General features: G+C 75.1%; 9 protein-coding genes. 5 read left to right on the plus strand and 4 right to left on the minus strand.

Annotated features, from left to right (window positions below; translation table 11 throughout):
- Positions 1–1290: 1290 nt before the first annotated feature.
- Together ACYVGT_RS07880 and ACYVGT_RS07885 are read right to left on the minus strand one after the other, a co-directional pair.
- On the minus strand, positions 1291–2844 hold the full coding sequence (locus tag ACYVGT_RS07880; RefSeq protein WP_460855780.1) for a glycerol-3-phosphate dehydrogenase/oxidase: 1554 nt from the start codon (positions 2842–2844) through the stop codon (positions 1291–1293).
- A gap of 126 nt (positions 2845–2970) precedes the next feature.
- Entirely contained in the window at positions 2971–3561 is a 591-nt protein-coding gene (locus ACYVGT_RS07885; protein ID WP_460855781.1) for a TetR/AcrR family transcriptional regulator, read from the minus strand.
- 17 nt (positions 3562–3578) lie between these two features.
- Between ACYVGT_RS07885 and ACYVGT_RS07890 the strand changes: the two genes are divergently transcribed.
- The 4 genes from ACYVGT_RS07890 (at position 3579) to ACYVGT_RS07905 (ending at position 9946) form a co-directional block, all read left to right on the plus strand.
- On the plus strand, positions 3579–5204 hold the full coding sequence (locus ACYVGT_RS07890) for an FAD-binding oxidoreductase (RefSeq protein WP_460855782.1): 1626 nt from the start codon (positions 3579–3581) through the stop codon (positions 5202–5204).
- 357 nt (positions 5205–5561) lie between these two features.
- Entirely contained in the window at positions 5562–6359 is a 798-nt protein-coding gene (locus tag ACYVGT_RS07895; RefSeq protein ID WP_460855783.1) for an enoyl-CoA hydratase-related protein, read from the plus strand.
- A gap of 168 nt (positions 6360–6527) precedes the next feature.
- On the plus strand, positions 6528–9251 hold the full coding sequence (locus tag ACYVGT_RS07900) for an ATP-binding protein (protein ID WP_460855784.1): 2724 nt from the start codon (positions 6528–6530) through the stop codon (positions 9249–9251).
- 23 nt (positions 9252–9274) lie between these two features.
- A complete protein-coding gene (locus ACYVGT_RS07905) occupies positions 9275–9946 on the plus strand; it encodes a response regulator (protein WP_460855785.1) in 672 nt (223 codons plus the stop codon).
- 103 nt (positions 9947–10049) lie between these two features.
- On the opposite strand, the gene ACYVGT_RS07910 is transcribed toward ACYVGT_RS07905, so the two are convergent.
- A complete protein-coding gene (locus tag ACYVGT_RS07910) occupies positions 10050–11168 on the minus strand; it encodes a glycerophosphodiester phosphodiesterase family protein (RefSeq protein WP_460855786.1) in 1119 nt (372 codons plus the stop codon).
- A 409-nt stretch (positions 11169–11577) separates the two neighbouring features.
- Positions 11578–12513 carry an aminoglycoside phosphotransferase family protein gene (locus tag ACYVGT_RS07915; RefSeq protein ID WP_460855787.1) on the minus strand — a complete coding sequence of 312 codons (936 nt, stop codon included), beginning with the start codon at positions 12511–12513 and terminating at the stop codon, positions 11578–11580.
- Between the two features lie 203 nt (positions 12514–12716).
- Between ACYVGT_RS07915 and ACYVGT_RS07920 the strand changes: the two genes are divergently transcribed.
- Positions 12717–13283 (plus strand): hypothetical protein, encoded by a 567-nt coding sequence (locus tag ACYVGT_RS07920; RefSeq protein ID WP_460855788.1) that lies wholly within the window; start codon positions 12717–12719, stop codon positions 13281–13283.
- The last annotated feature ends 4 nt before the right edge of the window (positions 13284–13287 follow it).

Here is a 13287-nt window from a genome sequence, read left to right on the forward strand (position 1 = left end):
GCGTCGGACCAGCGGAAAAGCGCCAGCGACGGCAGCGGTGGCCGGAAGTTCGGGCCGACGGCCGGGCACAGGCTGAGCGCGGGGCGGTGCCGCAGGGCGGGTGTGACTGCAGAGGCGGGGGAAGTCGCGGGCTCCCTCGCGGCGGCAGCCGGGTGGTGATTGGTCGGTGCGTCGGACACACCAAAGACGGCAGCGGCAGGGCTACCCAGACCTCGGGGCGGCGGCCGGGCGGCGACTGGTCACGGAACGGGCGCGCGGGGCGGGTGTGACTGGTGTAAATAGAGGGACTGCAGGCGCGATGGCCGGCGGGCCGGGCGCGGGCACGTGGTTCGCGAACCCCGGGTAACACCCCATCGGTGCCGCGGCTGCCGCCTTTTCAGCGGCAAATCCGCGCAGAATCGAGAGGAGCGGTTCTTCCGGGGCCCGTCCACCGGGCCATTTTCACTCTGCGTGGCGACATATAGGTCGAAACCGGGCGCCAGTCACTACTGGAGCCTGAGTGTCCGGTTCGGGGACCCACGCGCAGGAGCGCGGCGCGTTCCTTTTCCCGGGGCAGTGAAACCTCTCCCGCCTCAAATCACCTAAAGCGGTGCCTCCTGGCGTCGCGGTTGCCACCTTTTCGCCGATCGGGCCGCGAAAAAGTTGGGCCCGCGGGAATCAGACACCGCCACGCTGCGTGACCTCGCGTTTGCGCAGTTCAGCGCGGCGCGATATCGGCTCTGCGTACAGGGCCCGCAGGGAGAGGAGGATGGTACTTGCTTGGGCAGGGTTTACAGGGCCCCCGTTGTGTCCGTATTCAAATCATTTGTCCCCCAGTCCCGCCACGCGACCAGTCCGCCACCCGGCCGACCCGCCGGAGCCCCTGCCCAGCCTCGCCGTCGCTGCCGCTTGTGCGCTTGTCCGACGCACCGAACACCGGAACGCCGATCGCAGAGGAGCAGGAGCCTGCGGTCCAAGCCGCCCGAGCCCCGCGACCAGCAGTGACTCTGGTTGCGCAGCGTCCCTGGAGCGGCGGGCAGAGCGGAAAGACTGCCGGCGAAGCCGCCCTTCGCCTTTGTGCCGTGAGCTCCGCCCCGCGAACAGCAGCACCGCTGGCCACGCACCACCCCGGAGCCGTGTGACAGAGCGGAAATACCACCGGCGGCCCCGCCCATTTTTGTCATGGCTACCCCCAGCCCCGCGAACAGCAGAAGCACAGCTCATGCACCGACTCCCGAAGCGGCGGGACAGAGCAGCAGGACTGCCGGCGAAGCCGCTCACCCCCGCGAGCACGGTGGAGCAGCGGGGGCCTCAGGCGAACGCGGCTTCGGCGGCCGCGGTGGCGGCGGCGCGGTCGGTGGGGACGAGGCCGAGGCGGGTGCGGCGGTCGAGGAGGTCCGCGGCGTCGAGCGCGCCCTCGCGGTCGACGGCGAAGCGGAGTTCCGCCGGGGTGACTCCGGCCGCGACGGGGCGGAGGAGGTCCGGGTTGCCGTCGGCGAGCGCGACCACGTCTGCGGCCTCGGTGCCGTAGCGGGCGACCAGGCGGCGCGGGGCATCGACCGCGTCGAGGACGTCGCGCGGCGCAGCGCCGACCAGGGGCAGGTCCCGCGTGCGGCACGGGCCGGCGGCCAGCCCGGCCTGGCCGACCGCCGCGTCCACGGCACCGGCCGCCATGGTGCGGTAGGTGGTGAGCTTGCCGCCGACCACGGTGAGCGCGCCGCTCCGCGAGCGCAGTACGGCGTGCCGCCGCGACAAGTCGGCGGTGCCCTCCGCCGACCCGTCCGGGCCCGCCAGCAGCGGGCGGAGGCCGGCGTAGGTACCGAGCACGTCGGCGCGCCGCACCCCGGTGCCTAGCACCCGGTTCACCGTCTCCAGCAGGAACGCGACGTCGGACTCGGGGGCTGCCGGCACCTCCGGAAGCGGGCCGTCGACGGGCTCGTCGGTCAGCCCGGCGATGATCCGCCCGTCGTCCTGCGGCAGGGCGAAGACGAACCGGTCGAGCGCACCCGGCAGCGGAACGGTGAGAGCGGTGCGCGGCCCGCCGAGCACGGCGGCGGGCAGCACGATGTGCGTGCCGCGGCTGGGCCGCAGCTCGACGTCGGGCGCGAGGGCACCCGCGTAGACACCGGTTGCGTTGACGACCGCCCGCGCCGACACCGACAGCCGCCGCCCGGTCTCCCGGTCGATGAGGTCGGCGCCCTCGCCGGAGATTCGCTCCGCCGCGCACCGGGTGACGATGCGGGCGCCGAGCCCGGCGGCGGTCCGCGCGATGGCGACGACGAGGCGCGCGTCGTCGGTGAGCTGGCCGTCGAAGGAGAGGATCGCGCCGCGCAGGCCGCCGGGGCGGAGCGCGGGCTGCAGCCGCAGTGCCTGCTGCGCGGTGAGGCGGCGGGTGCGCGGCAGCGTGCTGGATCCGGTTCCGGCCGCCGCGCGCAGCAGATCGCCGGTGCGCATGCCGCCGCCGACCGCGGCGGCCTGCATCCGGCCGACGTCACCGTGCAGCGGCAGCACCATCGGCAGGGTGCGGACCAGGTGCGGAGCGATGGTGCCCATCAGGGCGCCGCGCTCGCGGGCGCTCTCGTAGGCGAGGCCCAGGCGCCCGCGGGCGAGGTAGCGCAGGCCGCCGTGGACCAGCTTGGAGCTCCACCGGCTGGTGCCGTGCGCGAGGTCGTGCCGCTCGACCAGGGCGACCGACAGCCCGCGGGCCGCGGCGTCCAGCGCCACTCCGGCGCCGGTGACTCCGCCGCCGACGACGAGCAGGTCCACGGTGCCGCCGTCGAGCTCCGCCAGATCCTCCTCCCTCCGCGCACTGTTGAGCGCCGTCCCGCGCACCGATGCCTGCACTGGCGCCTGTACTGCCGTCACCGCGGTTCCTTTCTCTGCCGCGGCCCCTGCCGCGACGTTGCGAAGCCGAATGTTCAGCTCACCCGCCCGCCGAGCCCTGCACGCGCGCCAGGCACTACTGCCGGCGGCGGTGAGCCGCGGCGCGGCTCACCGCGGTTCCGGCGGGGCCAGGTAGGCGTCGAGGAGCGTGCGGATCTCGCCGGCGAGGGCGGCGGGAGCAAGCACGTCCGCCGTGAGGCGGCGGGAGGTGGCCGTGTTCTGGACCGTGAGCAGCACGATCCGGGCCAGGGCAGCGGGATCGCCGGGGCGGATGGAGCCATCCGCCTGGCCCGCTTCGATCTGCGGCCGGACCAGGTCGAGCACAGCGAGCTGGCTCGTACCCAGCCGGTGGAAGGCGTAGGTCGCCAGGATCTCCGGCTCGTGGTCGACGATGCGGCAGAACAGCGGATGCTCGATCACCGCGCGGAGCACCTGCGCGGCCAGGTCGGCCAGGTGGGCGCGGCCGCTGCGGCCGCCGGCCGGCTCCTCGGCGGCGCCGTGCACCACGGCGAGCATCTCGCGGGTGAGCAGGTCGGCGACGAGCGCGACGGCGTCCGGCCAGCGCCGGTAGACGGTCGGCCGGCTCACCCCGGCGCGGCGCGCCACATCGGTGAGGGTGGTGCGGCGGACGCCGAACGCCTCGACGCACTCCCGGGCTGCATCGAGGATCCGATCCTCAACGTTACGTCTTAACGGCATGTGTAAAACTGTACGGCATGAGCGGAGACCGACCCAGAACCCGGGTGGCCGATCGGGTCCCCGAAATGCCCGCCCAGGCGTGGGGCGACCCCGGCCGCGCCCACGAGCTGTCCGACGCGGTGCGGGCCCTGATCGCCGATGCGCTCGGCACCGAACTGGCCCCGCGGCCGCCGGTGGACCCCGCAGCGATCCCGCTGCCCGGCCCGGCGCTGGACGACGGCGCCCTGCAGGCGCTGCGCACCGCGCTGGGCGCAGACGGCGTCAGCACGGAGAAGGCCGACCGGCTCCGGCACACGGCCGGCAAGAGCACGCCCGACCTGCTGCGGATGCGCGGCGGCCAGGTCGACGCCGCCCCGGATGCGGTGCTGCGCCCGGCCGGCCACGACGGTGTCGCGGCCGCGCTGCGCATCTGTGCCGAGCACGGGGTGGCCGTCGTGCCGTTCGGCGGGGGCACCAGCGTCGTCGGCGGGGTCGCCCCGCTGCGCGGCCGGTTCTCCGCGGTCGCCGCCCTCGACCTGCGCCGCCTGGACGCCCTGGACGAGCTGGACACCGCGGCACACACTGCCGTGCTCGGGGCGGGGCTGCGCGGCCCCGAGGCGGAACGCCTGCTCAACGAGCGCGGATTCACCCTCGGCCACCTGCCGCAGAGCTTCGAGTTCGCCACGATCGGCGGGTTCGCGGCCACCCGCTCCAGCGGTCAGGCGTCGGCGGGCTACGGCCGCTTCGACGACATGGTGGTCGCGCTGACCGCAGCCACCCCGCAGGGCACCCTGCACGCCGGCCGCGGCGTTCCGTCCGCCGCCGGCCCGGACCTCCGGGCACTGCTGCTGGGGTCGGAGGGCGTGTTCGGCGTCATCACCTCGGTGACCGTGCGGGTGCGCCCGCTCCCGGAGGCAGCCGTCGACGATGCGTGGCGGTTCGACGACTACCCGACCGGCGCCGCTGCGCTGCGCCGGCTGGCCCAGTCGGGGCTGCGGCCGACGGTGGCGCGGCTCTCCGACGCCACCGAGACCTTCGTCAACGCCGCGCTGGCGGGTTCGGCGGCGCCGGCCGGGTGCCTGGCCGTGCTCGGCTTCGACGGGCCGGCCGGCGAGGTCGCGGCGCGCCGCGCGGCAGCGGCGCGCACGCTGGAGCAGTCCGGCGGGGAGCCGCTGGGACCGGAGCCGGTGGCGCACTGGCGCGAAGGCCGCTTCAACGCCCCCTACCTGCGCGACGCTCTGCTCAGCGCGGGCGTGCTCGCCGAAACGCTGGAGACGGCGGCCCCGTGGTCGTCGCTGCTGCCGCTGTACGAGGCGGTGGGCTCGGCGCTCAGTACCGCCCTGGACGGGCCGGACGGGCGCGCGATCGTGCTCTGCCACATCTCGCACACCTATCCGGAGGGCGCATCGCTGTACTTCACGGTGGCGGCGCCGGCCGGAAACGACCCGCTGGAGCGGTGGGCGCGGGCCAAGCGCGCGGCGGGCGACGCGATCGCCGCGGGCGGCGGCACCATCACCCACCACCACGCGGTCGGCACCGACCACCGCCCGTGGATGGCCGCCGAGATCGGCCCCCTCGGCGCCGCGGCACTCCGCGCGGTCAAGTCCGCCCTCGACCCCGAGGGCATCCTCAACCCGGGCAAGCTCATCCCGGACACGGACTAGGGCGTGTCGGGCGGGCACCTGTCCTGCTGCGGGTCGCCCTGGCACGCCCCTCGCGGCATCCTCCTCTCCTCGCCAGGAAAACCCGCCCCGGCGTCCTCCGGCCGGCCCGCTGTGCGGTGCGGCGGCCCGCCCTCCGGCGGAGGCCGCCGCACCGGCCTGCGGAGCTTCACCGCGCACCGCCGCCACCGCACCCGATCCGCTTCCCGCGACCGCCGGCGGTGCCGTCCTCCCGCAGGTCTGCGGCGCACGCCCCGGGGAGCAGACCCCGAGTGATCCGCACCACATTGCCCGGCGTAGCATCGGCGGCGGATCCGGCACGGGCAGCGGACAGCCGGCACCGAGGGCGAGGAGGCGCGGATGGCGGAGGCGGCACCGGTCCTGCGGGAGGACGGCGACGGGGTGTGCGTGCTCACACTCAACCGCCCGGACCGGCTCAACGCGTGGACGCCGGAGATGGAAGAGCTCCTCTTCGACCACCTGGAGGACGCCGACCGCGACCCGGGGATCCGCGCGGTCGTGCTCACCGGCGCCGGCCGCGGGTTCTGCGCCGGCGCCGACATGGACGGGCTCGCCGGCATCGGCGACGGCTCCGACTACCGGCAGCCGGACCGGCCCAAGTCGCTGCCGCTGCTGCTGAGCACTCCGGTGGTCGCGGCGCTGAACGGTGCAGCAGCCGGCCTGGGGCTGGTCGTCGCGCTCCACGCCGACGTGCGGTTCGCCGCCGAGGACGCCAAGCTCACCACCTCCTTCAGCCGGCGCGGCCTGATCGCCGAGTACGGCATCGCGTGGCGGCTGCCCCGCCTGGTCGGCGCCGGGCACGCCGCCGACCTGCTACTCAGCGGCCGCGTGGTCACCGGCACCGAAGCGGCGCGGATCGGCCTCGTCGAGCACGTGCTGCCGCGGGAGGAGGTGCTGCCCGCCGCGGTCGGCTACGCCCGCGACCTGGCCGCCCACTGCTCGCCGGCCTCCATGGCGGCCATCAAGGGCCAGCTGCTCCGCTCCGGCGACCAGGACCTCGCCGCGGCGGAGGAGGACGCCGCCGCGCTCATGCCGGGCGCGTTCGCCCACCCCGACTTCGCCGAGGGGATCACCGCCTACACCGAGCGGCGCCCGCCCCGCTTCGCCCCCCTCAACGGCTCGGACGGCCCGGAATAGGCGGAGGGGAGGAGTCCGACGCCGCACCGCACGCACCCGCCTCCGCGTCCGGCGCCCCCGCCGCGGCCCGCACTGCTGGAGCCGCCCCGGCGCAGACTGGCTGACCTGCGTTTCCGCGTCCGCACGCGGGTCCGCCAGCATGCCCGCGGCATCGCCGAGAATGGACGGGTGACACGTGGACAACTCCGCATCTACCTGGGCGCCGCACCCGGCGTCGGCAAGACCTACGCCGCGCTGAGCGAGGGCCACCGGCGCCGCGAGCGCGGCACCGACGTCGTCGCCGCCCTGGTGGAAGCGCACGGCCGGCCGCGCACCGCGGAAGCCGCCGAACGGCTGGAGCAGGTGCCCCCGCGCGCGGGGGCCGACGGGCCGGAGGTGGACGTCGCCGCGGTCCTCGCCCGCGCGCCGGAGGTCGCGGTGATCGACGAGGTGGCGCGCGCCAACGGCCCGGGCGCGCGCAACCCCAAGCGCCGCCACGACGTGGAGGAGCTGCTCGCGGCCGGCATCGACGTCGTCACCACCCTCAACATCCAGCACCTCGAATCCCTCAACGACGTGATCGTGCAGATCACCGGGGTGCCGGTGGACGAGACGATCCCCGACGACACGGTGCGCCGCGCCGACCAGATCGAACTGTGCGACATGTCGCCGTACGCGCTGCGCCGCCGCATGTCGCACGGGAACATCTATCCGGCGGAGAAGGTCGACGCCGCGCTGTCCAACTACTTCCGGGAGGGCAACCTCACCGCGCTGCGCGAGCTCGCGCTGCTCTGGCTCGCCGATCGCGTCGACGAAGGGCTCGCGCGCTACCGCGGCCGGCACAAGATCCGGCACACCTGGGAGGCGCGGGAGCGCATCGTCGTCGCGCTGACCGGCGGGCCGGAGGGCGAGACGCTGATCCGGCGCGCGGCGCGCATAGCTGCCCGGTCCCGCGGCGGCCAGCCGCAGCCCAGCCACCTGATGGCGGTGCACGTGGCGTCCGGAACCGCGCTGGCGCACCCCTCCCCGGAGCTGGTGCGGCAGAAGCGGCTGCTCGCCGAGCTCGGCGGCTCCTTCCACCGGGTGATCGGCGACGACGTGGCAACGTCGCTGCTGGAGTTCGCGCGCGGCGCCAACGCCACGCAGATCGTGCTGGGGTCGTCGCGGCGGCGCGGCTGGCAGTTCGTGTTCGGGCCCGGTGTCGGCGCGACGGTGGCCCGCGAGTCCGGCGACATCGACGTGCACATCGTCACGCACGAGGAGGTGGGACGCGGCCGCGGGCTCGTCCCGCCGCTGCGCTTCTCGCTCGGCCCGACCCGGGTGGCCTGGGGCTGGGTGGCTGCGCTGGCGCTGCCGCCGCTCGGCGGCGCCGTGCTGCGCCTGCCGCCGTTCAGCGATCTGGGCCTGACCACCGACACGCTGATCTTCCTGATCGGCACGGTCGCGGTGGCGCTGGTCGGCGGCCTGTGGCCGGCGCTGGCGTCGGCGCTCTGGGGCAGCCTGCTACTGAACGTGCTGTTCACGCCGCCCGCGTCCGGCGTGGCGGTGAACGGGCTGCAGAACGTGCTCGCGCTCGGCGCATTCGTGCTGGTGGCGCTGCTGGTGTCGTTCGTGGTGGACCGGTCCAACCGCAACTCGATCCAAGCGGTACGCGCCCGCTCGGAGGCGGAGACCCTGGCGCTGCTCGCGGGCAGCGTGCTGGCGTCCCAGGAGCCGCTGCGCGCGCTGCTGGTGCGCATCCGCAGCGTGTTCGCTCAGCGCTCGGTGACCCTGCTGGAGCAGGGCGAGGGCGCCCAGTGGCGGGTGGTCGGAAAATACGGCGACCCGCCGTGCACCGACCCCGACCAGGCCGATGCCCTGGTCTCAGTGAGCGACACCCTGGTGCTGGCGCTGCGCGGGCATATGATCGCCGCCTCCGACCGCACCTTCCTCAACGCGTTCGCCAGCCACATCGGCATCGCGCTGGAGCGCCAGCGGCTGGCCCGGGACGCGGCCCAGGCGCGCCGCCAGGCGGCCGGCAACCGGATCCGCACAGCGCTGCTGGCCGCCGTCTCCCACGACCTGCGCTCACCGCTCACCTCGATCAAGGCGAGCGTCTCCAGCCTGCGCTCGCCCGACCTCGCGCTGGACGAGACCGACCGCAGCGACCTGCTGGAGAACATCGAGGAGTCCGCGGACCGGCTGGACGGCCTGATCGGCAACCTGCTCGACATGAGCCGGCTGGAGACCGACACGGTACAGCCGAAGATGCAGCGCATCGGCCTGGAGGAGGTCGTACCGGCCACGCTGATCGGCGTCCCGCCGGACACGGTCGCCGTCGCCGTGCCCGACGCGCTGCCGCGGGTGTCGGCCGACCGGGGCCTGCTGGAGCGGGCCGTGGCCAACGTCGTGCAGAACGCGGTGCGCTACAACCCCGCGGGCAAGGGCCCGGTCCGGATCGCGGCGAGCGCGCACGGCGACGAGGTGGAGCTGCGCATCGTCGACCAGGGGCCTGGCGTCACCGACCGGGACAAGGACGCGATCTTCGAGGCGTTCCAGCGGCTGGGCGACGCACCGCGGGGCACCGGCGTCGGCCTGGGCCTGGCGGTGGCGCGCGGGTTCAGCGAGGCGATGGGCGCCTGGCTGAGCGCCGAGGACACGCCCGGCGGCGGCCTCACGCTCGTCTTCACCCTTCCCGCCGCGCCGCCCGACAGCGCGGCCGCCCCGGGACCGGGCGCACCGGGCGCGGGTGCGGATGCAGCAGCCGGCGGTGCGCACGAGACCGCGGACGGAGGGGCGGAGGCCGGTGGCGGGGCGGCGCCGGGTGCACCCGGCCGCGCCGATGGCGGCCCCTCGCGTGCGGAGCGCGGCGGCGGCGGAGAAGATGGCGGGGGTGCCGGTCCCGGCGCCTCCGGCGGAGACGGACGCCGCTGACCCACCGCTGACGAGGACGGACGATGCGGATTCTTGTCGTCGACGACGACGCGCAGATCATCCGGGCGATGCGCATCAACCTGCGGGCGCGGGGCTACGACGTGACGACGGCCGCCACCGGCGCGTCGGCGCTGCAGGCCGCCGCGGAGCACCACCCCGACGTGGTCCTTCTCGACCTGGGGCTGCCGGACATGGAGGGCGACGAGGTCATCGCCGCGCTGCGCGCCTGGACGGCCGTGCCGATCATCGTGCTGTCGGCGCGGCACTCGGCCGGGGAGAAGGTCCGCTCCCTGGACCAGGGCGCCGACGACTACGTGACGAAGCCGTTCGGCATGGACGAGCTGCTCGCCCGGATCCGCGCCGCGCAGCGCCGGTCGGTGCAGGTGGAGGAGGCGCCCGTGGTCGAGGCGCGGGCGTTCACCGTGGACCTGGGCGCGAAGCGGGTCAGCCGCGGCGGCGAGGAGGTGCGGCTCACCCCCACCGAGTGGCACATCCTGGAGATCCTGGTGCGCAACGCGGGGCGCCTGGTGAGCCAGCGCCGGCTGCTGCACGACGTGTGGGGGCCGGTCTACCAGAGCGAGACGAACTACCTGCGCGTCTACATGGCCCAGCTCCGCCGCAAGCTGGAGCCCGACCCGGCGCACCCGGTCCACCTCATCACCGAGGCCGGCATGGGCTACCGCTTCGAGAAGTGACGGGCGGGGGCGGGGAGCGGCGGCCGCCTCACCCGCCTCACCCCGCGGCGGAGCGCGCCCGGTCCCGCGGCCTGCGGGGCCGGGCGCGGCGCTCTCTGCCGCTCTAGCCGCGGGCGTCCAGGTAGATCTCGCGGGCCTCGGCGAGGTGGTCCGGGCTGTCGGAGAAGACGCCGTCGACGCCCGTCTCCAGGATGGCGATGTAGTAGTCGAGGTAGTCGCCGTAGGCGGTGGGGTCGCCGCTGGTGCGGTAGCCCTCCGGCAGGAACTCGTTCTCGCTGCGCAGCGTGTAGGGCGTGACCAGCAGGCCGCGGTCGTGGGCGTCGGCGACGAGCGGGGTCGGCTCGGCGGCCTTGCCGTCCTCGCCGATCGGGCGGACCAGGTTGAGCTCGGGGCCGATCGCGTCAGCGTACTCCGCGACCCCGTCCAGCCCCTCGGGCGCCGTCAGCTCGGGCTGGTTCGCGCCGATGAGCTGCACCACCGGCGTGTCGACGCGCTCGCTCACCTCGGCTGCCGACTCGGGCTCGAAGGACTGCACGTAGACCGGCGCGTCCGCGCCGTCCAGGCCGTGCTCGACCAGCGACTCCGCGATGGCCTCCTCGATGTCCAGGCCGAGCCCGTCGAAGTAGGCGCCGTGCTTGAGCTCCGGGATGAGCTTCACGTCGCGGTACTTGCGCTTCTCGGTCTGCTTCTCCCAGTACGCGACGGCCTCCTCCCAGGTGGGGATCGTGTACCGGCCGTCGTAGCGGGTGTTGTCCGGCCGGATGTCGGGGATGCGCTCGACGGCGCGGAGCGTCTTGATCTCCTCCAGCGTGAAGTCCTCGGAGAACCAGCCGGTCACCTCCCGGCCGTCGATGACCTTGGTGGTGTGCCGGTCGGCGAACTCGGGCCGGTCGCTGACGTCGGTGGTGCCGCCCAGCTCGTTCTCGTGCCGGACGATGAGGTGTCCGTCGGAGGTCGGCACGAGGTCGGTCTCGATGAACGACGACCCCTGCTTGAGGGCGAGGTCGTAGGCGGCGAGGGTGTGTTCGGGGCGGTAGGCGGAGGCGCCGCGGTGGCCGATCACCCACGGCGTGTCGGAGGCGCTGGGGCCTCCGTCGGCCGCGGCGGTGCCGGCGGCGGCTGCGTCGGCGGCCGCAGGGGCGGGGGCGACGGCGAGGGCTGCCGCCGCGGCGAAGCCGGTGGCGACGGCGATCCATCGGGGGGCGTCGGAACTGCGCCGCATGGGTCTCCTTCGATGCGCTGGTGCGTGCACGACGCACGGGACACTGCCGCCCGCGCGCGTCGCTCGCCTTCACGGTGCTTGAACGACACCCCACCGACGGCCGAAAAGTGAAGGGCCGTCCGACTGCACGGCCGGTTGTGGACGCCGCGCAAGGAAGCCGCCACCACGGTGTATCCGCTGCTGCGCGATCCTGCTACCAGCCGCGCCGCGGCCGGACCCGCCGCACTGCCCGCTGCCGGCCCGCGGCTTCCCGCGCCGCTGCTCAGCGCCCGTGCGCAGCCGGGCGCAGCGCTGCAGGCCCCGCTCCCCGCGGCGTTCCCGCTGAACCGCAGCCGCGGCGCACTCCCCCGCGCGGCCGGGGCCGGAGCGCAGCTCCGAGCGGCGTGTGCCGCCCCCGCGCGGGCAGCCGTCAGACCCCGTTGGCCGCTGCGTCCAGCAGGAAGTCGAACTCGGGGGTGCCGTCCCGGCCGCGGTCGGCGAGGACGACGGCGAAGACCGGCGCGAATGCGCCCGCCCAGTCCAGGAGCCGCTGCTCCGGTACGCCCATGGCGGGGGCGAGGCGGGCCGCTCGGCCGCGGATCTCGTCCCTGCTCCTGGAGCGCCACACCAGCCATTCGATTCCGTCGATGGCGGGGTCGCCCAGGCAGGCTCGGGGGTCCACGGCGACGAGGCCGCGCTCCGGGCCGCCGTCCAGCACGTTGCCGGGGTGCAGGTCGCCGTGGAGCGGGGTGAGGGGGCCGTCGTCGCGGGCGCCGTTGGCCAGGGCGCGCGCCCACGCGTGGCCGTGGTGGAGCAGCGGCGCAGGCACCCGTTCGGCCGCGGGCCCCTCGGCGCGGCGCCGCTCGCAGGAGTCGAAGACGAAGTTGATGCGGCCGACGAGCGGGTTGAGCTCGGCGCGCTCCCGGTCGCTCAGTTCGACGCCGTGCAGGTCGGCGATGAGGGCGCCGACCTCCTCCATCGGCGGGACCGTCTCGCCCATGGAGACGGTGCGGCCGTCGCCGATCGCCTCCATCAGCAGCGCTCCGCGCGCCGGATCGAGGCCGAGCACGCGCGGCACCCGGCCGGTCCCCGCCCACTGGCGGAGGGTCGCCGCCTCACTGCTGACCAGCCGCGTATCGGGGGTGATCTTGACGACGGCGGGGGTGCCGTCGGCGCGTTTGCAGAGCAGCACCAGCGACGTGCGGCCGTGCGGCGCCGCGCCCTCGATCACGAGGTCCCACTCCTCGGCGATGGCCTCGGCCGTAGCGGGGACGCCGGACAGCCACTGCTCGACGCCCGCGCCGAACCTCCGGACCAGCCGCTGGCGCTGCTTCTCGTCGTACAACTGGGCTGTGACGTCGCTCATTACTCCACCTCAGGGATCGCATCGCCCGGCTTCGAGGGCCGGCTGCCCGTCCGTCCGCCGGTCCGGTGCACCCACCCCGGAGCGGCGCGGCCATCCGGTGGCCCGGACCCGGAGTGCGCGCCGGCACCCGGTTCGGGGCGCTGCCGGAGTCCTACCCACCGCCCCCGGCGCTCTATACCCCCGGGGGCCATTACGATGGCGGCATGCAATGGCAGCGGACGCAGCGGCGTGCGGGCGGCGGGGTCGGCCCTGCTCTGCGGCTGCTGCTCTTCGTCGCCGTTCTGCTCGGCGTGGGCGCCATGCACACCCTGGGCCACTTCGAAGGCCACGGGCATGCGGGCCACGCGGCGTCCGGGGCCGCGGCGGACAGCACCGGCGCTTCCGGCGGCGCACAGCACTCCGCCCCGCAGGGGCCCGCCGTGGCCGGCCTCGCCGAGCCCGGCAGCGGCGGGCCCGCCGCATCTGCCGGCCACCCCGCCGGCGCAGCCGGCACCGAGGGCGCTGCCGGCCCCGAGACCCCCGGGCAGCAGCACTCCTCGGCTACTGCAGCCGGTGCAGACGGCTCCGGCCTCCCACCGCTCGATCCGGCTTCGGTCTGCCTCGCCCTGGCCGGCCTGGCCCTCGCTGCGCTGCATCTCGCGGTCTCCGCGCTGCCGCGCACGCCCGCACCCGCCGCCGCGCCGGTGCGCGGCGGCCGCACCCGCGCGCCATCCGCCGAGCGGCCGCCGGCGCCTCCCTCGCTCTCCGCACTCCAGGTGCTGCGGATCTAGATGC

The organism is Nocardiopsis coralliicola, assembly GCF_054779695.1.

Coding starts and splice junctions, on each gene's coding strand:
- ACYVGT_RS07885 (WP_460855781.1), bottom strand. CDS start 3,561: ATGCCGTTAAGACGTAACGTTGAGGATCGGATCCTCGATGCAGCCCGG.
- ACYVGT_RS07890 (WP_460855782.1), top strand. CDS start 3,579: ATGAGCGGAGACCGACCCAGAACCCGGGTGGCCGATCGGGTCCCCGAA.
- ACYVGT_RS07895 (WP_460855783.1), top strand. CDS start 5,562: ATGGCGGAGGCGGCACCGGTCCTGCGGGAGGACGGCGACGGGGTGTGC.
- ACYVGT_RS07905 (WP_460855785.1), top strand. CDS start 9,275: ATGCGGATTCTTGTCGTCGACGACGACGCGCAGATCATCCGGGCGATG.
- ACYVGT_RS07910 (WP_460855786.1), bottom strand. CDS start 11,168: ATGCGGCGCAGTTCCGACGCCCCCCGATGGATCGCCGTCGCCACCGGC.
- ACYVGT_RS07915 (WP_460855787.1), bottom strand. CDS start 12,513: ATGAGCGACGTCACAGCCCAGTTGTACGACGAGAAGCAGCGCCAGCGG.
- ACYVGT_RS07920 (WP_460855788.1), top strand. CDS start 12,717: ATGCAATGGCAGCGGACGCAGCGGCGTGCGGGCGGCGGGGTCGGCCCT.